Origin of the sequence: Acidovorax sp. 94 (assembly GCF_003634645.1) — a bacterium.
GTDB lineage: Bacteria > Pseudomonadota > Gammaproteobacteria > Burkholderiales > Burkholderiaceae_C > Acidovorax > Acidovorax facilis.
In genome coordinates, this window is sequence record NZ_RBJA01000001.1 from 4,020,636 (window position 1) to 4,044,622 (window position 23,987).

The window sequence follows — 23,987 nt, forward strand, 5'->3', positions numbered from 1 at the left end:
GCGTAACCACCATGCCGCCTGCGCACGCACCCCAAGAGGCCGCGCGGCTCCACGCACTGCAGTCCTACGCCATCCTGGATACCCCCCCGGAAGACGCGTTTGACCAGTTGGCCACACTGGCCGCGCGCGTCTGCGGCTGCCCCATGGCCGTGGTCAACTTTGTAGACAGCGAGCGCCAGTGGTTCAAGGCAGCTGTGGGCGTGCCTTTCGCGCAGACCGACCGTGCCATTGCCTTTTGCGTCCATGCGCTGGATGGCAACCGCGATGCCGTGGTGGTGCCGGACGCCCGCCAGCACCCCGCATTTGCGGGCAATCCGCTGGTGGTGGGCGAACCCCGTGTTCGTTTTTACGCCTGCGTGCCCCTTGTTACGCCGGAGGGCTTTGCACTGGGAACGCTGGCGGTGCTGGACACCGTGCCCCGCACGCTGGGGGACGAGCAGCTCGACGGTCTGAAGATCCTGGCAGGCCAGGCCATGGTGCAGCTGGAGCTGCGCCGCCAGAAGCGCCTGCTGGCCCAGCTGGTCCAAGAGCGCGACCAGATGCATGCGGAGATGCTGGCCCAGAGCGATGCGCTGCGTGTAGCAGGACAGATTGCGCGCATCGGGGGATGGACGGTAGAGCTCCCCAGCCTCCAACTGACCTGGTCACAGGAGATCGCTGCCGCCTACGGGCTCACCCACCGCGTAGGCAGCCTGGCCCAGGTGCTGCAGCTGTACACCCCGCCCTACCGGGTGCTCATGCAAAAGGCCTTTGATGAATGCATGCACCATGGCACCCCCTTCGACGTCGAGGCTGAGGTGGCCATGCCTGGTGGCGGGCGATTCTGGGTGCGCACAGCAGGACAGGCGGCGCGTGATGCCCATGGCCAGATCATCCGCATCCAGGGCGCCTTCCAGGACATCTCGGTCCAGCACCAGGCGCGGCAGGCACGCCGCGAAAGCGAAGAACGCTTTCACCTGGTCTCGCGTGCCACGGCCGATGCCGTGTGGGACTGGAACCTGCACACGGATGCCATGTGGTGGAACGAGGGCATGCAGAACCTGTTCGGCGTACCGCTGGACGAGCTGCCCCCCGACAGCACCTCCTGGACCCTGCGGCTGCACCCCGACGACAGCCAGGAAATCCTCCACAGCATCCACGCAGCCATTGATGGCACCGACAACCACTGGTCGGCCGAGTACCGCTTTCTTCGGAAGGACGGCACGTATGCCTGGGTGCTGGACCGGGGCTTCCTGATCCGCGACTCCTCCGGCAAGGCCGTGCGCATGGTGGGCGGCATGACCGACATCAGCGTACAGAAGCTGACCGAGCTCGACGCGCAGCGTGATGCGCAGAACCATGCCGAGCTGCTGCATGTGCAGCAGCGCATCTCGTCGCTGGACATGCCCCTGCCCGACGTGCTGCAACTGGTGGCCGACACGGTGCTGCGCCAGACGCTGGCCCGGGGCGCGCTGGTGGAGCTGTTGCAGGGCCACCAGCTGGTGGCGCAGGCCTCGGCAGGCGACCATGTGCGGCCCGTGGGGCACCTGCTGGCCGTGGACCAGAGCCTGCTCTGGCCCGCACTGCGCGAAGGGCGCACCGTGGTGTGTAACGACACCGAGGCCGAGGGCTGGGACATGGCTTCGCTGCCCCACCGCCATGGCGTGCGCTCCGTGATGGCGGTGCCGCTGCGCACGGCGCAGGGGGTGGTGGGCTCGCTCAAGGTGACGTCTGACAAGCCCAACGCGTTCTCGCGTCGCGACGTGGCGCACCTGGAGATCCTTACCGAATCCCTGGGGGCCATGGTGCAGCTGCGGCATGTGGCCGGGCAGCTCAAGGCGTCGGAGCAGCAGTACCGCATGCTGTTCAACGAGCATCCCCATCCCATGTGGGTGTACGACAAGGAAACGCTGCGCCTGCAGGCTGTGAACCAGTCGATGGAAACCCACTACGGCTACAGCGAGGCCGAGCTGCTGGCCATGGACATGACCGATCTGTGGCCCGCCGAGCGGCACGCAACCATCCGGGAGGCCCTGCATGCGATTGCGATCGACCAGCGCAACAAGCCAGTGATCAGCCGCCACGTCAAGAAGGACGGCAGCTTCATGGATGTGGAGATCACGGCTGGCAGCATCAGCTTCAATGGCCGCCCGGCACGCCAGGTGCTGGCCACCGACGTGACCGAACGCCTGCGCACCGAGCGCGAACTGGCCCGCATGGGCCGTGCGCAGCGCCTTCTGAGCGCCTGCAACGAAACCCTGGTGCGCGCCACCTCCGAAACCGCGCTGCTGCAGGCCATCTGCCAGATTGCCGTGGACATTGGCGGCTACCGCATGGGCTGGGTGGGGTTTGCGCTGGACGACGAACGCAAGTCCATCCAGCCTGTAGCCCACGCGGGCTACAACCAGAACTACCTCGAAAACCTGCAGCTTTCCTGGTCGGCCGATGACCCCTACGGCCGGGGGCCGGCGGGCATGGCGGTGCGTTCGGGCAAGCCCGTGATCGTGCAGGACATCCGCACCGAAGGCGACTTTGCCGACTGGACCGAGCGCATGCTGGACCACGGCTTCCACGGTGTGATCTGCCTGCCTTTGCAGGACCGTGATCGCAATCGCGACCGTACCTTTGGCCTGCTGTACCTCTACGCGCCGGACATTCTGCAGATCAGCCCTGAAGAGGCCGCCCTGCTGCAGGAACTCTCCAACGACCTGGCCTTTGGCATCACCAGCCTGCGCGCGCACAAGGCGCAGCAGCGGCTGCAGGCCTCGGTGCTCAAGGTGGCGGCGGCCGTGTCGGCCAGCACGGGCACCGAGTTTTTTGTGCAGCTGGTGCGCAACATGGCCGATGCCCTGGGGGCCCAGGGCGGCTGCGTGGTGCGGTTGCTGCCCCAAGCGCAAGGGCAACCACCCCGGGTGGTCACGCTGGCGGCGGTGCTGGACGGCCAGATGCTGCCCAACGACGAATACAGCCTGGAGGGCACGCCCAGCCTCATGCTGCTGACGCAGCGCGAGTACGTGGTGACCGACAAGGTGCAGCAGCGCTACCCGGATGCGCCCGTGCTCCGTTACGTGGGCGCTCAGGCCTACGCAGGACAACAGCTGTGCAATGCCGACGGCGAGGTGGTGGGCATTGTGTTCGTGCTGTTCCGCCAGGCCATTGCAGAGACGGATTTCATCGCCTCCACGCTGCAGATCTTTGCCGCGCGCGCTTCGTCCGAGATCGACCGACAACTGGCCGACGCCCGCATCCGCCACCAGGCCTCGCTGCTGGACAAGGCGCAGGATGCCATCCTGGTGCGCGACCTGGAACACCGCATCATCTTCTGGAACAAAAGCGCCGAGCGCCTGTACGGCTGGTCGCAGCTGCAGGCGCTGGGCCAGTCCATCGAGACCCTGCTTTACGACGACCCCGCCCACTTTCGCCATGCCACCCAGTCGGTGCTGGAGCAAGGCGAGTGGACTGGCGAGATCGTGCAGCGCCACCGCGATGGCAGCACCATCGAGGTCGAGGGCCGCTGGACCCTGGTGCGCGGTGATGACGGCCAGCCGCAATCCATTCTGGCCATCAACACCGACATTCGCCAGCGCAAGGCCAGCGAGCGCGAAATCCAGCGTCTGGCGTTCTACGACGCGCTCACCGGCCTGCCCAACCGCATGCTGCTCATGGACCGCATGGCCCATGCGCTGGCCAATGCCCAGCGGCGCCAGCAGGGCGGGGCGCTGCTGTTCATCGACCTCGACAACTTCAAGACCCTGAACGACACCCTGGGCCACGACCAGGGTGACCTGCTGCTGCAGCAGGTGGCGCAGCGCCTGAACACCTGCGTGCGCAGCGTGGACACGGTGGCCCGGCTGGGCGGCGACGAGTTTGTGGTGATGCTGGAAGAGCTGAGCCCCAAATCCCACGAACTGGCCCTGCACGCGCGGGGGGTGGGCGAGAAGATCTTGGCCATGCTGGCCGTGCCCTATGCGCTGGCAGGCTACCAATACCGCAGCACACCGAGCATCGGCATCGCGCCCTTCACCGGCGAGTTGACCAGCGTGGGCGAGCTGCTCAAGCAGGCCGACCTGGCCATGTACCAGGCCAAGACGGCAGGGCGCAACACCCTGCGCTTTTTCGACCCCGACATGCAGGCCGTGGTAACGGCCCGCGCCGGGCTGGAAACCGACCTGCGTGCCGCACTGGCGCAGGAGGAATTTTTGCTGCACTTCCAGCCGCAGATGCACCAGTCGGGCCGCTGTGTGGGCGTAGAGGCCCTGGTGCGCTGGGCCCACCCGCAGCGCGGCATGGTGCCCCCTGCCGTATTCATACCGCTGGCCGAGGAAACCGGGCTCATCCTGCCACTGGGCCGCTGGGTGCTGCACACGGCGTGCAAGCTCCTGGCCACCTGGCAGGCCGACCCGCAGCTGGCCCACCTGACCATGGCGGTGAACGTGAGTTCGCGGCAGTTCCGCCACGCCAGTTTTGTGGACGACGTGGCCCGGGTGCTGGCCATCACCGGGGCACCGGCCCACCTGCTTAAGCTGGAGCTGACCGAAAGCCTGCTGGTGGAAGACATGGAGACCACCATCGCCACCATGGCCGCGCTGCGTTCGCACGGCGTGGGCTTCTCGCTGGACGACTTCGGCACCGGGTACTCGTCGCTGAGCTACTTGAAGCGCATGCCGCTCGACCAGCTCAAGATCGACCAGAGCTTTGTGCGCGACCTGCTGACCGACCCCAACGACGCCGCCATTGTGGACACCATCATCGGCCTGTCGCGCAGCCTGGGCCTGGAAGTCATCGCCGAAGGCGTGGAAACCCCCGAGCAACGCGAGCTGCTGGCCCGCGCGGGCTGCCAGCTCTACCAGGGCTACCTCTTCAGCCGCCCCCTGTCTGCGGACCTCCTGGGGGCCTTCCTGCGCCCTGCGGCTGCGTAGACGGCCTGCACGGCCCCGCGTTTTCCCCGATCGCCTTGCCGCAACCGGCCCATGTGCACGGTGGTCGGCTGCGTTTTTCTCCCTGGGGTTGTGTCCCGTGCGCCCCCAAACATCGTCCCGTCCAGATGACAACCCATGCCCTCGGGTGTGCACCAAGTTGTCCCTCTGTCTTCTTCTTATGTTGTCTATAAATACATAGTCGTAGTAGTAGAAGGCGGCACGGAATGTGGACAACCGCTTTTTTCCCAACCGCAGCGCGCACTTGCAGGTGCGCCAACCCTGTGCACCGATCCCTCTTGCCGTTGTCACGGGAACGGGGACAAAACACAGCGGCTGTCTTTTTCTGTGGATAACCACGTGGTTGTGCCAGAACTATCCCCAGTCTTGCGCACCGGCCCTGGTTCGTCATGAATTTTTGCCAAAAATTGGCTGTAGCGCTTGCTGCATAAGCGCTATTAGCTATCTTATTGATAGTAAACACACATTCGCAGGTGCCGTGCTGCGAGTGCCGCTCCACCTCCACCTCAGCAAAGCGGTGCCCAAAAACGGAGGTCCGCACCCAGGTCTTGTTCATGCCCCCTGCTTTTGGGGCAGCCCACCAGAACGCGTGTGCGCTGCGGAATGGTGTTTCGAAGGGTTCTGGTTATTCTTCTATAGTTCTATATATAAATAGCAGTAGTAGTAGAGCAAGCCACTTTCTGTGGACAAGGCCAATTTGTTCAATGTTGGCGCGGGGTTGCGCAGCTGCAAAGTCTGTGTGGCGGTCTGCACAAAGGGCGGGGCTCGCAGACAACAACTTCGGGCCATCGCCGTTTTGTGTGGATAACTGTTCAGTTGTGCCAGAACTGTTCCCAGTGTTATCCACAACGGGTGCCCGTCGGCAACCTTTTCCATCCCACAAAGCACAAAGCACAAAGCACAAAGCACAAAGCCCGGGGTCCGGGGAGGACTCCGGGCTTTGTCAGGCAAGAAGAGAGGGGAACCGCCGCCCACCTTGGAGCCGCCCCCTGCGTCAGGGCGGTCCCAGGAGGGGGATTTACTTCGCGGGTGCTGCCTGAGGTTGCTGATGGCGGCCTTCGCCACCCCGCATGCCGTGGTGCCCGTGTCGGCCTTCGCCGTCGCCCTTCATGCCTGCCATGCCTCCCATACGGTGGCCGTGGTGGGCCTGGGCGTCAAAGGTTTTTTGCTGCTCGGGCGTCAGTGCCGCGTAGAAGGCCTTGGTGGCCTCGCCACGGCGGTCGGCCTCGGCGGCGTGCTGGGCGCGCATGGCCCGCATGCGGTCGATGCGCTCGGGGGTGGTCAGTTTGTCCATGTTCTGGCGGTCCAGACGGGCAGGGCGTTCGCCCGGTTGCATGGCCGCAGTGAACGTTGTCCACGCGGGTTCTTGCGCGGCGGTCAGCTTGAGTTGGCCCTTGAGGGCGGCCAGGCGTTTGGCATGGTGTTCGGCACGTTTTTCTGCACGGTCGCCATGGTGGCGTTCGTGCCGTTCTCCGGCCTTGTAGCGCGGGGCGGCTTCGGTTGTGGAGGCGCCAGCAGCGGGTGGGGTGGCCGGGGCTGGCTGGGCCAGAACAGGCAGGGCCAGCGCGGCCAGAACAGCGGTGGCGGCAAGGCGGTGTTGGAAGCGGAAAGCCATGGTGTGGGTCCTTTAACGGGGGTGGCTCGCTGGAACGACCGTTCCGGCGATTGAGAGTCAGTGTCCGCCCCGCATGTATCGTGGCCGTGCGCGTTGGATGACGCTGTGTAAAGTTGTGCCAAGAACCTGCAGGCCTGCGCGATCAAGGTTTTGATAAATAATGGCCGCTAGCGCTTATCCATAAAGCGCTAGTAGCTATTATGTTTATAGCTAATTCAGGCGACCATCGTTGCTTGTGCGCTCCGGCGGCAGGCTGCGTGCCGACGACCACCGACAATGGCATGTTCCGTGTCGGGCGGGCTGTTTTGTTCGCGGGTTCGATCGCTCGATCATCCGTTGGCAACAGCTTCACCCATAGAGAAAGTGCTCTCGCTGAAAGCGCTTCACCACCAACGCTCCCGAACAAAAGGTTATCTGTGTTCAAGAACATGATCGTGTACCGCATTGCCCCGCAATGGCAGGTTGAATTGACGCAAGTAGAAGAAGCCCTGGCAAAGGCGCCCTTCATGGAATGTGGCGCCACCCAGGAAAAGTCCCTGGGCTGGGTGCCCCCGCGCGGTGATGCACACGGCCCGCTGGCCGAGTCGGTCGGGGGCCAGTGGATCCTGCGCTTCATGGTCGAATCCAAAGTGCTGCCCGGCAGCGTGCTGGCACGCCGCGTGAAGGAAAAAGCAGAGCGCATTGAAAAGGAAACCGGCCGCAAGCCCGGCAAGAAGGAAAGCAAGGAGCTGAAAGACGAGGCCAAGCTGGACCTGCTGCCCATGGCCTTCACCAAGCAGGGCTCGATGTGGGTGTGGATCGACACCACCTCGCGCCTGCTGGTGCTGGACACCTCCAGCCAGGGCCGCGCGGACGAAGTGGTCACCCTGCTGGTCGAGGCGCTGCCCGGCCTGTCGGTGTCGCTGCTGAACACCCAGACCAGCCCGCAGGCCGCCATGGCCCACTGGCTCAAGGAACAGGAGCCGCCCGTGGGCTTCACGGTGGACCGCGAGTGCGAACTCAAAAGCGCCAACGAGGAAAAAGCCGTGGTGCGCTACGCCCGCCACCCGCTCGATATCGAAGAGGTGCAGGCCCACATCGACGCCGGCAAGCTGCCCACCAAGCTGGCACTGACCTGGGACGACCGCGTGTCCTTCATGCTCACAGAGGGGCTGCAGATCAAAAAAGTGTCGTTCCTGGACACCGTGTTCGAGGGGACCAAAGCGGATGACGGTGGTTTTGACACCGATGTGGCGATTGCCACCGGCGAGCTGGTCAAGCTGATCCCGGACCTGATCGAGGCGCTGGGGGGAGAGGCGGAGAGTGGCGTGGCCAGTGCGGCAGCTGCGGTGGCTTCGGAGGGGGCCAGCATGCCGGCGCCTTCAGTGGAATCACGCGCCCCCACGAATTCAGCGCCTGCGCGAAAGAGTGGCGCTGGTGGCGTGGTGACGGGGCCTGCGCAAGTCCCGGTGGATACGGATCCGGAGTCGGCGCCGTTTTGAGGGCGTGAGCGGAAGTCTCTGATGGGATAAGCGTCTTGCAAATACCCCTGATCAAAAATCTGCGCTTAGCTTCTCTATATTGATCCAGGAAAATCGGATTGAGCGCGAAGATGAAGTTGTAAACAATCCTGAATGCAGAGTGACCCTACCAGAATTGGTAGTTGCGCACTCTTTATGAATATTTTTTAATAAGCATCGCTTTTAGTATGTGTCGTGAAAATTTTAAAAAATCATCATGATGCCCACGCGTTGCATCAGGAAAAAATGAACAACCTTTCAAAATTGAAGCACCCTTCCATTGAAACTTTGCGGGCCTTGGCTGTGGTTTTGGTGTTTATTCATCATCTTCATTCTATAGCCAATATTACACTGCCTTATATTGCACACTTCGGTGGTTGGGTGGGGGTGCAAATATTTTTTGTAATCAGTGGTTATTTGATAATTTTGAGCGCACTGCGCTATTCAGCAAAAGATTACGTAATTCATCGAGTTTTTAGAATATACCCTGCATACTTGTTCTGGTTCATTGCGTTTGCAATTTTTTTCAATCAACTTGTGTGGATGGATATCGATTTTAAAGCTTTGCTGATTCATCTGACTTTTCTGCAGCATCTGTTTCCTGGCCAGTATTTCAAATATGATTCTCTGCACGTCAGCTGGACCTTGACCATAGAGTTGGTCTGGTATTTTGTTGCATTTTTATGTGCGGCCCGTTTCAAGAAAAATCCAGCTGGTATTACCTTGCTGTTCATGGTGTTTTCATACGTCTGGATATTTTGGGGCTCGTCGTACTTCCCGTCTCAGGCGACGATGGAGCCTGGATTGAAATATTTCTTTGTCAATAATAATTTTATCAACCAGCTGCCCTTCTTTTTCTTCGGCGCGTACATCGCTGTAAAGAATCCTCGCTTTGATAAAGCGGGACTGGCATGCATCTTTTTGGTGACAGTCGTCTTGTCGTCTGCGTGGAAAGTCCATTTTCCAGATCCAATATTTATCACCGGTTTTGGAATTGCGGCTCTTTTTCTTATTCTGAAGGATATGGAGTACACCAATAGAAAGTATGTTGTGTTTTTGTCGGAAATTTCATATTCTTTTTATCTGATTCATTTCCCAGTCATTTCCATAGTTTCGGAAAAAATAGAAAATGACGCCCTGGTGGTAATTGTATCGATTGCTGCCACTCTGGGTTTTTCATATTTGAGCTATCGATGGATTGAACAGCCATTTATGAGAATGGCGAAACGCAAATCAGAAAATTCTATGCTGAAAGGCAAGGCAGCGGATTCGATTGCTTAGCTATATTTCAGAGGTTTAATATAATTTGTTAAGCCATCGAATTCTTACTTAACAATTTTGCCATCCAGTAGAAATGGCAACGTCGCTAGTGACAGGTCGCGCAGCAGGGAAATTGTGAGTCTTGATAATAAACTAGAATATCGACCAGACATCGACGGCCTGCGCGCTATTGCGGTGCTAATGGTGCTTGCGGTTCATGCCTCTCCGCTCACTCTGCCCAATGGGTATGTAGGCGTAGACCTGTTTTTCGTCATCTCCGGCTATCTCATTACAGCCATCCTATGCAGAGAATTGGCAGAGGGCCGATTTTCCATTCGCGATTTTTATGTTCGTCGGGTGAACCGGATTTTTCCCGCACTGGTCTTGGTACTGCTCTTATGCATGTTGATAGGCCCCGCGTTGATGTACCCGGGCGAGTATGGGCAGATGAGCAAGTCGGCGCTTTTCAGTGCCTTGTTCTCAGCCAATATTCATTTCTATATGGAGTCGGGTTATTGGGATGTGGCGAGCAAGCTCAAGCCGCTGCTGCATCTGTGGTCACTAGGGGTGGAAGAGCAGTTCTACCTCGTGTGGCCGTTGATCTTGCTGTGGGCCCACCGCACCAAGTGCTCGATGGTGTCCGTGGCGCTGGCGGTGTTGTTTGGTTCGCTGGTTGTCAATCTGCTGCTTACGAGCAAAAGCCAGGCTGCTGGGTTTTATTTGCCGTTCGGGCGGCTGTGGGAGCTGGCTTCGGGTGGGCTGATCGCATGTATCCAGTGGAATCGCCGCCAGGAGTCCGGCGGCGGGTCCAATGGCGAAATCCAGGGGCTGGGTGTCCGGAACGTGATGGGATGGTCGGGCATTGCGTTGTTGGCGGCCACGCAGGGTGCGTCGATGAATGCCGACGCTTTCCCGGGCTTCTACGCGGTGGCTGTTGTACTGGCTGCGGCCCTGCTGATACTGGCGGGGCCGGACGCTTGGTTCAACTGCAAAGTGCTGGCGCATCCCGCGCTGGTCTATGTGGGTAGGCTCAGCTATCCGTTGTACCTGTGGCATTGGCCCCTGCTTGTCTTTGCACGTCTGGTCGGTGACGGGCAGTGGTCGTCTTCCCATCGAAATCTGGCCGTCGCAGCGTCGGTGGTCCTGGCGGTACTGACGCACCACGGTGTCGAAAGACCGCTGGTCCAGCGGGTGGGCCGCAAGAACCTGCTCGCTTTGAGTCTGGTGTTGTTGATGGCCGTGGTGACAGCGCTCGCTTGGATGGGCTCCAGTGGCAAGATTCCACTGACTGCAGCACCGTATCCGAATGCGGCTTTGGTGGCCTATGACAAGCCTGAGGTGAAAAGCCAGGGCCGCGTGGCTTTGCTGGGGGACAGCAATGCCGGGCACTTTTCGTATGGCCTTTCGGTGCTTTACGGAGACCGGCTTGACGTCACTGCCACACCCGGCTGGCCATACTTTGATGGTGTCAAGTACCGCGATGGACACACTCGTCATCCAGAGCATGTGGGCGCTCCGGAGATGACCGAGCAGGTGTTGCGCCGCATCGAGTCCGATCCTGAGATTCGGTTAGTTATCTTGTCCAATGTGTACCGGATTTATTTCGTGGGGAACAGCCTGCGCAGCATCCAGGGAGCAGGGCCGGACGAAACGTCAACCCAGGCTTATGAACGGGGGCTGCAGCGTACCGTGCAACGCCTGCTGGCAGGGCAGAAAAAGGTGGTGCTGGTCAAGTCCATTCCCACCCATTCGGTGCTGCTCAATGTGACTGGCTGCCTGGATGAGGTCCGGCCTACCTGGCGGCGGCAACCCGTTGAGTGCGTGCGTTCCAGAGATGCTGTCGAGGCAGAAAGACGAGAGTACGACGCCATGGTAGACCGTTTGATCGCTGGGCTCCAAGGCGTGTATGTCTTCAATACGTTGGATGAGCTTTGCGATGCGCAGTATTGCTACATCAACCGCGATGGGGTCCAGATGTACATTGACTCGGGGCATTTCACTACGGCTGGCAGCCAGATCATGGGTGCTGCCCTCGCACGAAAAGTCGAAGAAGCGCTAGGGAGGTGAAAGCGCTGTGGCGCTGGCTACATCGTCCCGGTACCGGTCTGCTGAACCTGTCAGAGGCTGGAAGGTCCTGACTTTCTGGGCACCACGTCCATGATTTCGCGAACGAACAGCTTTCGCCAGTCGTTTTTGCCCTGGTCTTCAATCAGCTGGGGCATGAAGCCGAAGACCAGCGTGCGATCCCCACGCACCATGATGCCGTGGCCGCTTTGCAGGGGTTCAGTGGCCAGCACTTTGTAGCCGGGGCGGGGCGTCATGGAGGCATAGTTCGTGTACATGCGCTTTGAAGGCTTGAGCCGGTATACCTTGCCGTCGATCAGGAAAACGCCCCCGCGGTTTTTCCACTCAACATTGGCAATGCCGAACACCTCATGCATCCAGTCAAAGGTGGGTTTGCCGTTTTCGTCGAACTCACCCAGGCGCATGTCTTGGATGAGTGCGCCGCCGTTCTTCCAGTAGGCGGTTAACTTAGCCTTGATGCTCTGCGGCATGGCTGCCTGGTGGGGCACCAGGATGGCATCCAGCTGCCCGATGATGGGGTCGTCCGCGAGAAGGTTCTTTTCGCCGATGATGTGGACCTGCACGCCGGGTTCGTTGCTCAGGATCTTGTAAGACGCGAACAGTGCATCGCGGTGGATGTTTCTGCCTGTGCTTCTCTCACCGTGCCACACGTGGAAGTTGGTGGTAGAGCCTAGGATTCCAATGTTGATCTGTGGTTTTGCGCTTGCCGCCGTGGCGTGGCCTTGTTTGGCAATACGGGCGTGAAGCTGATTGAGCTGCAGACCAGCCAGCGCACCCCCACCTGCTTGGTGGCGAAAGCCCCCGATCTCGTAGCCGATCACATGGGGCTGGGTCAGCGATTGCACCACTGTTTGCCGGATGATGGGCACCAGCTCTGGGGTCTTCTTGGCGGACTCCCACCATTCACCGTAGGCACCCACCATGACTTTCTTGTAGCCCAGTGAACCCATGTAGTTGGCCAGGGTGGGTAGCACTTCAGCGTCTGGCACCAGGCTGTAGCCGTCGTAGAAGTTGAAGTCGATGACCGCGATGTCGATGCACGGGGCCAGCTTTTCGACAATGCCCGTGGCATAGATGGCGTCGTGCGATGTGAAGGTTTCTGCGAAGTAGCCAATCGCCTCTGCCCCCTTGCTCCGGATCACATTGGCGTAGGCGCAGGTGGCTTCCTGGAGCCGGGTTTCCCGGAACTCCTTGTGGGCGTGCAGCAAGGGCTCTGCTTTTGGCACACCTGCTGCGATGTGGGTGTTGTAGTTGATGATGGGCTGTTTGGCGTTGTACTTTTTGGCAAACGCAGCCTGGGTGGAGTCTTTGTAGTCCCGCCACTGGTAGTTCGTTTGCCCGTACTTGATCTCGTGCTCCTCTTGCAGGCCGATGGCGTAGCCCAGGATCTTGCCGGGATAGCGCTTTGAGAAGTGATCGATAGTCTGTGCAATGAACGGTTCAGCGTACTTCCTGATCGACGCATCGGTGAAGTCGGGCTGCCAGGTGGGCTCACCCGAGAAGTCACGCATGGCCGTTTCGGGATGTCCCGTAATGATCCATAGCGGTAACGAGGACATGTTGTGCATCAACTGGCTGGGGTCGTCCTTGAAAGTGCGTCCACCCATGTCAATGACCAGCAGCAGCGACAGGCCGCTGTTGACGATGGCGTCCAGATGGCGGTGGTAGTGGGCAAATTCGTACTGGCCCTTGCTGGTCTCGATGTCGGACCAGTTGAGATAGAAGGTGGCGTGGCTGAAGCCCTGGGCCTTGAGTTCGCGGGGCAGGTTCTGGTTGTGATTCAACTCCCAGGGCATGACGATGGTGCTGGAGACAGGGGCGGGTGGAGGTGGGGTTGCATGGCTGGCCAGCGCAACCAGCGAAACAAGGAGGGCGACAATGCGGAGAATTTTTTTCATGAAAGCGCTGGAAGAAGGGTTCCGTAGGAGGCGTTGGGCTGCATGGATTCACAAAATGCGCCCCTCGCTGGGCGGTCAAAGCGCTGGCAACAAGAGGGATTTCCATTCCATTGTTCCATGAACAACAGGGGTACCTTGATCATGTGCTGCGCACACCGGCACGGGTAGGTAGTGCACCACCACCTGCTCGGAAGCCCTTTCAGCAGGCCGTCTGCACCATCTCCGCCAGCGCATGCACATAGGGGTCTTCGATGCCCAGCACGCCGAATTGCGTGACCAGCTGATCGAGGTATTCGCGGTTGCTGCCGATGCGGCCACAGGCGCTGGCTATGGTGGCGGCGGTGGCCTGCATGGACAGGTCGCCCCGGTAGTGTGGATGGGCTGTATTGGCTGTCAGCACCAGCGCCTGGTTGACAGCACCCTGTGGCGTCTGCAACGGCAGCAGGGCGGGGCTGTAGGCGCCGGTGATCATCTCGCGACGCCAGAGCAGGCGTGACTCCTCTTCAACCGCACAGGCCGAAATGCGGAACACCAGCCCGTCGCAAGACTGCGCTGCGTCGCGCTGCAGCGTGAGCACGAGGCCGGGGCAATCCGGTGTGCCCCGGCCGATGGTGGTGCTCAGCGCAAAGCGCCGGGCGAATCCCGGCAGGTGCGCCCTGCGGACTTCGGCAAACTCCAGGCCGGGGTTCCACATCAGCGAGCCATATGCAAACACCCACAGGTCGTCCCGGCGTTCGGACACGCCCGCCAGCACCTGGCGGCGCGAGCGCTCGACGTCGCCGTCGGGCAGGCGCCAATCGATGGGCAGGCCCTGGCTGCGCGCCTGCGCGTCCCATTCCGCCAGGACCTCGTCGGTCAACCGCAGTCCGCAGGCGTGGGCGGGGATGAGCCGTCCTTGAAGTTCGGGAAGGTGCACAAAGGCAGGGGGCGTCATGTGCTGGGGCTGCAGGAGATCGTGGGGCAAGCTCTACTGTAGTGGTCCGAGAACGGTTGGATCAATGGGCCGACTGACAACTCAGTGTTCCAGCGATGGTGTTGATGGCGGCGCGCGGTGACGTGTTACGGCAGAGGCCATGAAAGAAGGGGGCGCCGCCGTGGCGAGGGCCGTCAGCGGCCCACAAATTGTGCGCTTTGGCGTTGGTGAAAAGCCTCCACCCCCGCACGGAAGTCGTCGGTGCCCGCGCAATGCACAAAGGCGTCTTTTTCGGCCGCCAGTTGTTCGGGCAGAGTGCGGTCCATCGATGCGCGCATGAGGCGCTTCATTGCGCCGTAGGCCACGGTAGGTCCGGCGGCCAGGCGCTGGGCCAGGGTGGTGGTGGCACTGTCCAGTTCAGCGGCAGGCACGACGCGGTTGATGAGGCCCAGGCGCAGCGCGTCGTCGGCGGTGAAGGCTTCGCCCAGCAGCGCGATCTCCAGCGCCTTGCGCACGCCCACGGTACGCGGCAGCGCCCACGAGGCGCCCACGTCGCAGCTGGTGCCCAGGTTGATGTAGGCCAGGTTCAGGCGTGTGCCTTCGGCGGCGATCACGTAGTCGGCCATGAGCAGCAGGCTCAGGCCCGCGCCAGCGGCCACACCGTGCACTTGCGCAATGACGGGCGCGTTCATCTGCGCCAACAGGAGCAGTGCTGCGTTGAGCGGCGTGAGAATGTCGATGGCACCCTGCACCGGGTCGGCGCGCAGCGTGGCCAGGTCGCCACCGGCCATGAAACCCCGGCCGTTGCCACACAACACCACTGCGCGCACGCCAGGGTCGGCGGCAATGGTCTGCACGGCGGCGAGGACGGCGTTGGCCATGGGCACGTCGATGGCGTTGAGCGCATCGGGCCGGTTGAAACGCAGCGTGGCGATGGCGCCGTTTCGTTCCAGCAGCAGGGGGGCGGTCGGGTCGGCGGCGGTGGTTTTCATGTCAAATTGGCCTCTAGCGCTTGCTATATACGCGCAGATAGCTCCTGTTTTGATAGTAATCTACGCGACAAGTGGTGAGCCCCGGGCTAGTGGTACAGCGCCTCGATCTCGGCCGCATAGGTCTTGTAGATGCTGGAGCGGCGCACCTTCATGGTTGCGGTCACCTCGCCGTCGTCGTGGTCCAGCTCCTTGGTGAGCAGGTGGAACTTGCGGATCTGCGATACCTGCGCGAGGCGCTGGTTGCCCTGGTTGATTTCCGCATCGATGAGACTGCGCACCTCGGGGTGCTCCACCAGCGAGCGAAAGTGCGTGAACGGAATGCGCCGCGCCTCGGCCCACTTGCCCACGGTCTCGTAATCGATCATCACCAGTGCGCCGACGAACTTGCGCGCCTCGGCCACGATGATGCATTCCTTGATGAAGGGGCTGCCCTTCATCGTGTTCTCGATCTCGGACGGGGTGAGGTTCTTGCCACCCGCCGTGATCATGATGTCCTTGAGGCGGTCTACGATCTGGATCTGGCCTTGCGATTCACGCACCACGTCGCCCGTGTGCAGCCAGCCGTCGATGATGCTGCTGGCCGTGGCCTCGGGGTTCTTGTAGTAGCCCGCAAACACCATCTCGCCTTTGAGCTGCAATTCGCCGTTGTCCGCAATGCGGTGCTCCACGCCCTGCGTGGGCACGCCCACGGTGCCCACCACTACATGGTCCAACCGGTGGCCCGTGACCATGCCGGTGGATTCGGTCAGGCCATACACCTCGATGAGCGGCACGCCCAACACGCGGAAGAAGCGCACCACATCGGGCGGAATGGGCGCGGCGCCGGTGAGCGCCACATGGGCATTGCGCAGGCCAATGAAGTTCTGCAGCGCGCGGAAAACCAGCCAGTAGCTGGCAGCAAAAGTCAGCTTGTCGGCAGCGCTCCAGGCACTGCGCGGCTTTTCGGCCAGCGGCTTGCAGGCGTTGTAGGCCTTGTGGAACAGCGCGCGGCGCAGGCCACCGGTTTCCTGCACCTTGATGTGGATGGCGGCGTGCAGCTTTTCCCAGATGCGCGGCACGCCCAGGAACATGGTGGGTGCGACCTCGCGCAGATCTTCCTGCACGGTGCGGATGGACTCGCCAAAGTTCACCTGCGAGCCGATGTACACCGGCACAAAGCTGGTCAGCATCTGCTCGGCCACATGGCACAGGGGCAGGTACGACAGGTGGGTGGTGCCTTGCGACAGCTCCAGCCGGTCCATGATGCCGGGCACCACGCCCCGGATGTTGCGGTACGAAATCATCGCGCCCTTGGGCTTGCCGGTGGAGCCCGAGGTGTAGATCATCAGGCCCACATCGTCCAGCGTCTGCCGCGCCAGCGCGTCGTCAATGGGCGCCTGCTGGCCCGATGCCGCGCCCAGCTGTTCCACTTCGTCGAACGTGGTGATGAACCGCCGCACCTCCGGTGTAAAACTGCGCAGGCCTTTGGTCTCCATGACCACGATCTTTTTCAGGCGCGGCAGCTCGGGCAGCGCGGCCAGCAGCTTGTCGGTCTGCTCCTGGTCTTCGCAGACCATGATCTCGATGTCGGCATGGCCCACCACGTAAGCCACCTCGTTGGTGGGGCTGGTGGGGTACACACCCACCGTCACGGCGCCCACCAGGCCTGCGCCCATCTGGGCCAGCACCCATTCGATGCGGTTCTCGGAGATCACGCCCACATGCCCGCCCACCGGCAGGCCCAGTGCCTTGAGGCCCAGGCCGAAGTGAGTGGCACGCTGGTGGTACTGCGCCCAGGTGAAGGGCTTCCAGATACCGAAGTCCTTTTGCCGTATGGCGATGCGCTGCGCGTCGGTGCGTGCGCGCTCGCGCAGCATCTGGGGCAGGGTGAGGTCGGGGAGTGTGCTCATGACAGCCAGCGTTTGCGACGCTTGTAGTGCTTGATGTCCTTGAAGCTTTTCGCCTCGCCACCACCGCCCATGCCAAGGTAGAACTCGCGCACGTCCGGGTCATTGGCCAGGCGCTCGGCCGTGCCGTCGATCACGATCTTGCCGTTCTCCATGATGTAGCCCCGGTGCGCCACGGCCAGCGCCACGGTGGCGTTCTGCTCCACCAGCAGCATGCTCGTGCCACGCTCGGCATTGATGCGCGCGATGATGGTGAAGATGTCTTCGACCAGCTTGGGGCTGAGGCCCAGCGAGGGCTCGTCGAGCAGGATGAGCTGGGGCTGCGCGATGAGCGCGCGGCCAATGGCCAGCATCTGCTGCTCGCCGCCCGACAGGTACCCGGCCAGGCCCTTGCGCCGCTCATGCAGACGCGGAAAGTAGCTGTAGACCAGGTCGAAATCCGGTTTTGCGTCTTTCCGCCCCGTGAGCGCATAGGTCGCGGCCACTAGGTTTTCTTCGACCGTGAGGTCTTCAAACACGCGGCGGCCTTCCATCACATGGCTCAGGCCGTTGCGCACCAGCTGCTGCGGCGCCAGGGCCGCTGTGGGCTGGCCATTGAAGTGGATGCTGCCGCTCTCCACCGTGCCATCTTCGAGCGCCAGCAGCCCCGACACCGCTTTGAGGGTGGTGCTTTTGCCCGCCCCGTTGCTGCCCAGCAGCGCCACGATCTGCCCATGTGGCACGGCCAGCGACAGGCCGCGCAGGGCCTGCACCACCTTGTTGTAGATGACCTCGATATTGTTGACTTCGAGGACGTTGGCCGGGGTTGGCTGGGTCATGGCAAAGGCGAGGTCAGAGCTTGATCCAGTCCGAGGCGGCAACCATCTTCTGGGCCTTCATGTCCGCGCGGTACACACGGCCCACGGGGATGGAGTTGCCACTGATGGTGATCGGCACGCCGATCAGCCCGCCCGTGTCGAAGTCCTTGATGGAGTTGAGCGCGGCCTTGAGGTTGGGGCCGGTGAGCGGTTTGCCCGCATCCAGGCAGCGCTTGGCCGATTCGGTGAACAGCATGGCGGCCAGGAAGCCCTGGATGTAGGCCGTGCTCTGGTACTCGGGCCGCAGGGCGCGGATCTTCTCCAGCATGGGCGCCTTCTCGGTGTCGTAGTAGTAGCGATACGGCATCACACCCATGAAGCCGTCGGCGGCTTCGCCCATCTTCATGACGGTGGAGCTGTCCATGGTCCAGAAGGTGCCCATCCACTTGCTGGTCATGCCCTGCTGCTTGCCCTGGGTGATGAACTCAGGGATGGGCGCGAGGATGTAGCCGTGAAAGATGGTGTAGTCGGGCGCCGCGCGGCGCAACTTGATGACCTCGGTGGACACGTCCACGCTGCCGGCGGGCGTCATGATCTTGATGGGCACCGACAGGCCCAGCTGCTTGGCCATGGCTTCGCTGGACTCGATGGGGTCGCGGCCGAATTCCGAATCGGAGTACACGAAGGCCACCTTGGCACCAGGCTTTTCCTTGGCGATGTGCTTGAGCAGGATGCCGAACATCTCGGTGTAGTCGGGGCCCACGAGGAACTGGTTGGGGTATTTCTTGGGGTCGTTGAGTTCGGTGGCAAACGATGCGCCCGCCATCAGGATGTTGCCGTTGCGGTCCAGCTCGGGGTTGATGGTTTTGGAGAAGCCCGTGGAGTCGCCGTAGTACAGATTGACCTTGTTCTGGCTGGTGATCTTCTTGAACGCAGCCACCGACACATCGACTTTGTAGCCCGTGTCCTCGGGCACGTACTTGACCTTGCGGCCCTTGATGCCACCCGCGTCGTTGAGCATCTTCACGTAGTCGCCCATGCCCGCGTTGATGCCCACGCCCGCAAACGCGAACACGCCGGTGAGCGGGATGGAGCCGCCGATCACGATCTCGTCGGCGCTTTGCGCCAGCACCGACAGCGGGCTGGTGAGGGCGGCGGCGCCAGCGGCTCCGAGCAAGAGTTGGCGGCGCTGGAAGGAAGTGTGTGGTGTGTCCATGGTTGTCTCCTGTAGGTTTAGTTGCGGAAAGGCCAGAGATGGAAAAAACGACGGACGCGCCGCCACACTTCGGCCAGGCCATGGGGCTCGAAGACGAGAAAACCGATGATGAGCAGGCCAAAAATGACGGTGCGCACAGGCGAGAGGAACACGGTGAGTTCCGCACCCCCGGGCAGCAGGCCCACCACGAGCTTGAGCAGCTCAGGCACCATGGTCATGAACACCGCGCCCAGGATGCCGCCCAGGATGGAGCCCATGCCGCCGACGATGATGGCCGCGAGGAAGAAGATGGACATGAGCAGCGGAAAACTCTCGGGCGTGACCACGCGAAAGAAGTAGGCCCACAGCCCGCCCGCCACGCCTGCGTAGAACGAGGACAGGCCAAACGACAGCAGCTTGTAGCGCAGCAGCGGAATGCCCAGCACCTCGGCCGAGATGTCGCGGTCGCGGATGGCGATGAAGGCGCGGCCTACGCGCGTGCGGAACAGGTTGGCCGCGCCCAGCAGCATGAGGAGGGTGACCGGCACGATGAGCCAGTACAGGCGGAACGAGGTGTCGAGCGCCATGCCGAACAGCTTGGCGGGCGGCACGCTCAGGCCACCGGTGCCGCCGGTGAACTTCCAGTTGGCAAAGATGAAGTGCGCGATGAACGATGCGGCAATGGTGGCAATCGCCAGGTACAGCCCCTTCACGCGCAGCGAAGGGATGCCCACCACGATGCCGCCCAGCATGGCGACAAAGCCACCGGCCAGCAGGTTGAGCACAAAGGGCGTGCCCACCTTGGTTTCCAGCACGGCCACCGTGTAAGCCCCCAGGCCCATGAAGGCGGCCTGCCCCAGGCTGACCAGCCCCGTGTAGCCCGTGAGGATGTTGAGGCCCGTGGCGCTGGCCACATTGATGCTGACCAGGCAGGCCAGGTACAGCCAGTAGTCGCTGGCCATGAAGGGGAACAGCACCAGCAGCGCAGCGCCCACGGCCAGCCACACTTTTTGCGTGCGCGAGTCGAACAGCGCCGCGTCGGCGATGTAGGTTTCCTTGAGGGTTCCGATGCGCATGGATCAAGCCTCCAAGGCGCAGATGTGTTTTGGCATCGTCGGCCTGACATTTGCCAAGCCTTTGTGCGAAAGGCCGCGGAGCAGGCCATGCGAGTGACCGCCGTGGAACCGGCTTTGCCGGACCACCGGCGGTGTCCCCCTTGAGGGGGAAGACGCGAAGCGGCGCAGGGGGTGTTTCATAGTCTTTCGATTTCGTGGGTGCCGAACAGGCCGTACGGGCGCACCAGCAGCACCGCGACCAGCACGATGAACGTGGCCAGCAGCTTGTATTCGCCACCCAGGTAGGCGCCAGCCAGCGCCTCGATCAGGCCGATGAGGATGCCGCCGACGAGCGCGCCCAGCACGCTGTCGAGCCCGCCCACGATGACTACCACCAGCACCGACAGTCCGAACACGCCCATGCTGGAAGAGATGCCGCCAATCGAGCCAACGATGATCCCGGAGATGGCCGCGAGCATGGCCGACGCCACCCAGGCCAGCGAGAACACGCGCGGCACGTTGATGCCCACCGAATACGCGGCCGCCTGGTCGCTGGCCGTGGCGCGCAGGGCCACGCCGCCGCGCCAGAAGCGGAACACCACCAGCACCGCTGCGATGAACACCACCGCGATCAACGCGCCCCAGAACACCTTGGGCGCGAGGAAGGCCTCGCCGATCATGATCGGCTTGGTCGGCATGAACTCGGGCAGGCGGCGCTGGTCGGCTGTCCAGATCATCTCGACCAGGCCCACCAGCACCGAGGCCAGGCCCACGGTGACCATGAAGACCGAGATCGGCGGCTCTCCCAGCAGCGGGCGGATCATGGTGCGCTCGATCACCGCGCCCAGCAGGCCCGTGCCCAGCACGGCGGCCGGAATGGCCAGCCACAGCGGCAGCGCAAACGTGGCGGCAAAGGTGAAGAACAGGTAGGCACCCACCATCAGCATTTCGCCAATGGCAATGTTGACCACGCGGGTGGCCTTGTAGACCATGACGAACGCGAGGGCGGCCAGCGCATAGAGACCGCCGCCCGCAATACCGGTAAGGCTGATTTCAAAAAGGTACGCCCAGTCCATCACGCGGCTTCCTGTGCGGTGGCAGGAGTGTTGCCGGAGCGTAGCCTTGCGCGCAGGTCGCCCACATCACCGGCACCCAGGTAAGCGCGGACGACTTCGGGATCCGCCTGCACGGCAGCGGGGCTGCCTTGGGCAATGACCTGGCCGAAGTTGAGCACCACCACGTGGTCCGACAAGTCCATCACCATGCCCATGTCGTGTTCGACCATGAGCACCGTCACGCCCCACTCCTCGCGCACGTCGAGGATGAAGCGCGCCATGTCTTCGGTCTCTTCACGGTTCATGCCAGCCACGGGCTCGTCCAGCATCAGGATCTGCGGCTGCATGGCGAGGGCCCGGGCCATCTCCACGCGTTTTTGCAAGCCGTAGGGAAGGGCCGAAACAGGCGCATGGCGAATGTGGTCGATTTCGAGGAAGTCGATGATGCGCTCCTCGATGTCGCGGCGCAGTGCGGCCTCTTCGCGGCGCGCGCGGCCCAGGTAGAACAGCGCGTCGAGCACGTTGGTTTTGAGGTGCGCGTGGCGGCCCAGCTTGATGTTGTCGAGCACGGTCATGCCCCGAAACAGCGCAATGTTCTGAAAGCTGCGTCCCAGGCCCAGCTTGGCGCGCTGCGGTGCGGGCACGCGGGTGATGTCCTGCCCCTGAAAGCGGATGGAGCCCTGGCTGGGCCGGTAAAAGCCCGAGATGGTGTTGAACAGCGAGGTCTTGCCTGCGCCGTTGGGGCCGATGACGGCGGTGATGGAGCCCGGCTGCACATCAAACCCCACACCGGTCAGCGCCTTCACGCCGCCAAACGCCAGGGTCACGCCCTGCACCTGGAGCAGGGGCGTGGCAGCAAAGGGGCCGGAAGGGGTTGTCTCCATTGGCTTTCTAATACGGGTTGTTCGCAGCTTCTGAACAGAAATTTCTTGCAGACCCTGCAGAAATTTCCTACTTGTGCGTAAACTGTTTACTCGTGAGTAGATTCTGGAAGCCGCCACCCCGTTCAGCATCCGTACTTTCCCGAGGAATCGCCCCCCATGCCCCAGGCCAAAGCGGCATCGACCCGACGCAGCAGCAAAAGCAGCACGAGCAGCGGCAGCAGCCCCCAGCGCGCGGCCCCCAAGCCCTCATCCGCAGCCCCGGCCCCCGGGCCCGAAGACGCGCCCGACGCCGCTTCGCCCTGGGCTCCTGTCTCGCACCGCGAACGACAGCGTGAGGCCAAGCGCAACGCCGTGCTGCAGGCGGCGGCCCAGCTGTTCAATGAACGCGGCTTTCACGCCACCTCGCTCGACGACATCGCCGCGCGCCTGAACGTGACCAAGCCCACGCTGTACTACTACGTGAAGAACAAGGACGAGATCCTGTTGCAGTGCGTGGGCAAGGGGCTGGCGATGATGCTCGAAGGCATCGACGCATCCCGCGCCGCAGGCGGCAAGGCCATCGACCAGCTCATGACCTGCATGCAGGTGTATGCGCGCATCGTCACCATGGACTTCGGCATGTGCCTGATCCGCGTGGGCGACGAGCAGGTGCCCCCCGAAAGCCGCAAGGAGCTGCGCCGCCTCAAGTCCGCCATCGACCAGGAGTTCCGCCGCCTAGTGGCTGAGGGCGTGGCCGAGGGCTCGATCCAGCCCTGCGACCCCAAGATCACGGCCTTTGTGATTGCAGGTGCGCTCAGCTGGATCGGCCGCTGGTACCAGCCCGGCGGCGAGTACACGGCCGAGCAGGTGGCACAGCAGTGCATTGCGACGCTGTGTGACGGGGTGTTGCGGCGGCCAGCTGACAGCACTGCGCTGAACACCGCCGCTGTGCCCACCCCCAAACGCAGGGCGGCGAGCAGCAAAGCCAAGACCGCTGTTCGGCCCAGCGGGGGCTGATGTGCCTCGGTGGGTCGGATTTTAAGCAAAACTGGCCTCTAGCGCTTTATGGATAAGCGCTAAATGCTATTGATTTGGTAGCGTTTTGCGCGGTGCCCTGGGGGCTTGGTGTTCCGCCTGCCCTGCCGCCAGGTCATCCAATATCGGACAGTCCGGCCGGTCGTTGCCCTTGCAGCAGGACACCAGGGTTTGCAGACTGCGCTGCATGGCCTGCATCTGGGCGATGCGTTCGCTCAGGTCGTCGATGTGTTGCTGGGCGATGCGCTTGACCTGGCTGCTGGCGCGGCTGCGGTCGTGCCACAGGCCCAGCAGCTCGGCGATTTCTTCCATCGAAAAGCCGAGGTCGCGGCTGCGGCGGATGAAGTGCAGGGCGTGCACGTCGGCCTCGGTGTACTGGCGGTAGCCGCTGTCGGTGCGCGCGACGCCGTTGATGAGGCCCAGCGATTCGTAGTGCCGCACCATGCGCGCCGAGATGCCTGCGCGCTTGGCAGCGACGCCGATGGGCACGGGCCAGGCGATGGGGCGGGGCGCTGTGGCCCGGGTGCGCGGGGCCTGTGCTGTATCAGGGGAATGGGGCGTGGTCATGGTGTGGCCCTCGCTGGGTGTGTGGTGGCGCGGCGCTCAGGCCGCGACGGTGTAGCCTTCTTCGGCAATGGCGGCGGCCAGGGCTTCGCGGGGGGCGGTGCTGTCCACGTCCACCTTGCCGCTGGCGCGGTCGATGCGGACCTGGGCGTCGGGGTCTACCTGCTGCACGGCCTGGGTGACGGCGCGTTCGCAGTGTCCGCAGGTCATGCCCTGCACTTGGAATGTGGTGGTGGTTGCCATGGTGTGTCCTTGTTGGGGGTGGAAAAAAAGTGGCCGTGGATGCGACCGAAGCGAATGTTGAAGCTTGACATCGTGGCAGAGTCAAACACCGCTCAAGACACTCATGATGTGAGGGT

At 62.4% G+C, this 23,987-nt stretch carries 17 protein-coding genes; 5 read left to right on the forward strand and 12 right to left on the reverse strand.

From position 1 onward, the window contains the following. Positions 1-11: 11 nt before the first annotated feature. Positions 12-4,898: an EAL domain-containing protein gene (locus C8C94_RS18485; protein ID WP_121421743.1), complete on the forward strand. Its 4,887-nt coding sequence runs from the start codon at positions 12-14 to the stop codon at positions 4,896-4,898. A gap of 1,036 nt (positions 4,899-5,934) precedes the next feature. On the opposite strand, the gene C8C94_RS18490 is transcribed toward C8C94_RS18485, so the two are convergent. Continuing rightward, the gene (locus C8C94_RS18490; RefSeq protein ID WP_121421744.1) at positions 5,935-6,531 is read right to left on the reverse strand and encodes a Spy/CpxP family protein refolding chaperone; all 597 of its coding nucleotides are present in this window, start codon (positions 6,529-6,531) and stop codon (positions 5,935-5,937) included. A gap of 416 nt (positions 6,532-6,947) precedes the next feature. Between C8C94_RS18490 and C8C94_RS18495 the strand changes: the two genes are divergently transcribed. The 3 genes from C8C94_RS18495 (at position 6,948) to C8C94_RS18505 (ending at position 11,357) form a co-directional block, all read left to right on the forward strand. After that, on the forward strand, positions 6,948-8,012 hold the full coding sequence (locus tag C8C94_RS18495; protein WP_121421745.1) for a recombination-associated protein RdgC: 1,065 nt from the start codon (positions 6,948-6,950) through the stop codon (positions 8,010-8,012). 213 nt (positions 8,013-8,225) lie between these two features. Further along, on the forward strand, positions 8,226-9,311 hold the full coding sequence (locus tag C8C94_RS18500; protein ID WP_147433276.1) for an acyltransferase: 1,086 nt from the start codon (positions 8,226-8,228) through the stop codon (positions 9,309-9,311). Between the two features lie 114 nt (positions 9,312-9,425). After that, on the forward strand, positions 9,426-11,357 hold the full coding sequence (locus C8C94_RS18505) for an acyltransferase family protein (protein WP_147433277.1): 1,932 nt from the start codon (positions 9,426-9,428) through the stop codon (positions 11,355-11,357). A gap of 50 nt (positions 11,358-11,407) precedes the next feature. On the opposite strand, the gene C8C94_RS18510 is transcribed toward C8C94_RS18505, so the two are convergent. From C8C94_RS18510 to C8C94_RS18550, 9 genes are all read right to left on the reverse strand, one after another. Continuing rightward, the gene (locus tag C8C94_RS18510; RefSeq protein ID WP_121421748.1) at positions 11,408-13,273 is read right to left on the reverse strand and encodes a beta-galactosidase; all 1,866 of its coding nucleotides are present in this window, start codon (positions 13,271-13,273) and stop codon (positions 11,408-11,410) included. Positions 13,274-13,472: 199 nt separating this feature from the next. After that, complete coding sequence (locus C8C94_RS18515) at positions 13,473-14,207, reverse strand: gamma-glutamylcyclotransferase (RefSeq protein WP_121422970.1); 735 nt, start codon at positions 14,205-14,207, stop codon at positions 13,473-13,475. A gap of 173 nt (positions 14,208-14,380) precedes the next feature. After that, entirely contained in the window at positions 14,381-15,178 is a 798-nt protein-coding gene (locus tag C8C94_RS18520) for an enoyl-CoA hydratase/isomerase family protein (protein WP_121421749.1), read from the reverse strand. A gap of 86 nt (positions 15,179-15,264) precedes the next feature. Further along, positions 15,265-17,067 (reverse strand): long-chain fatty acid--CoA ligase, encoded by a 1,803-nt coding sequence (locus C8C94_RS18525; protein ID WP_121421750.1) that lies wholly within the window; start codon positions 17,065-17,067, stop codon positions 15,265-15,267. Beyond that, a complete protein-coding gene (locus C8C94_RS18530) occupies positions 17,064-17,882 on the reverse strand; it encodes an ABC transporter ATP-binding protein (protein ID WP_121421751.1) in 819 nt (272 codons plus the stop codon). The genes C8C94_RS18525 and C8C94_RS18530 overlap by 4 nt, the downstream gene beginning before the upstream one ends. 13 nt (positions 17,883-17,895) lie before the next feature. Then, positions 17,896-19,077, reverse strand: a complete 1,182-nt coding sequence (locus C8C94_RS18535) for an ABC transporter substrate-binding protein (RefSeq protein ID WP_121421752.1) — start codon at positions 19,075-19,077, stop codon at positions 17,896-17,898. 17 nt (positions 19,078-19,094) lie between these two features. After that, positions 19,095-20,132 (reverse strand): branched-chain amino acid ABC transporter permease, encoded by a 1,038-nt coding sequence (locus tag C8C94_RS18540; RefSeq protein ID WP_110960613.1) that lies wholly within the window; start codon positions 20,130-20,132, stop codon positions 19,095-19,097. Positions 20,133-20,308: 176 nt separating this feature from the next. Next, entirely contained in the window at positions 20,309-21,187 is an 879-nt protein-coding gene (locus C8C94_RS18545) for a branched-chain amino acid ABC transporter permease (protein WP_121421753.1), read from the reverse strand. Continuing rightward, positions 21,187-22,050, reverse strand: a complete 864-nt coding sequence (locus C8C94_RS18550) for an ABC transporter ATP-binding protein (protein WP_121421754.1) — start codon at positions 22,048-22,050, stop codon at positions 21,187-21,189. Before C8C94_RS18550 ends, C8C94_RS18545 begins: the two co-directional genes overlap by 1 nt. Before the next feature lie 156 nt (positions 22,051-22,206). On the opposite strand from C8C94_RS18550, the gene C8C94_RS18555 reads away from it, so the two are divergent. Continuing rightward, positions 22,207-23,046 (forward strand): TetR/AcrR family transcriptional regulator, encoded by an 840-nt coding sequence (locus tag C8C94_RS18555; protein WP_121421755.1) that lies wholly within the window; start codon positions 22,207-22,209, stop codon positions 23,044-23,046. A gap of 66 nt (positions 23,047-23,112) precedes the next feature. On the opposite strand, the gene cueR is transcribed toward C8C94_RS18555, so the two are convergent. Then, complete coding sequence (gene cueR / locus C8C94_RS18560) at positions 23,113-23,631, reverse strand: Cu(I)-responsive transcriptional regulator (RefSeq protein WP_233573511.1); 519 nt, start codon at positions 23,629-23,631, stop codon at positions 23,113-23,115. A 36-nt stretch (positions 23,632-23,667) separates the two neighbouring features. Beyond that, a complete protein-coding gene (locus C8C94_RS18565) occupies positions 23,668-23,871 on the reverse strand; it encodes a heavy-metal-associated domain-containing protein (protein ID WP_121421756.1) in 204 nt (67 codons plus the stop codon). Positions 23,872-23,987: the final 116 nt, after the last annotated feature.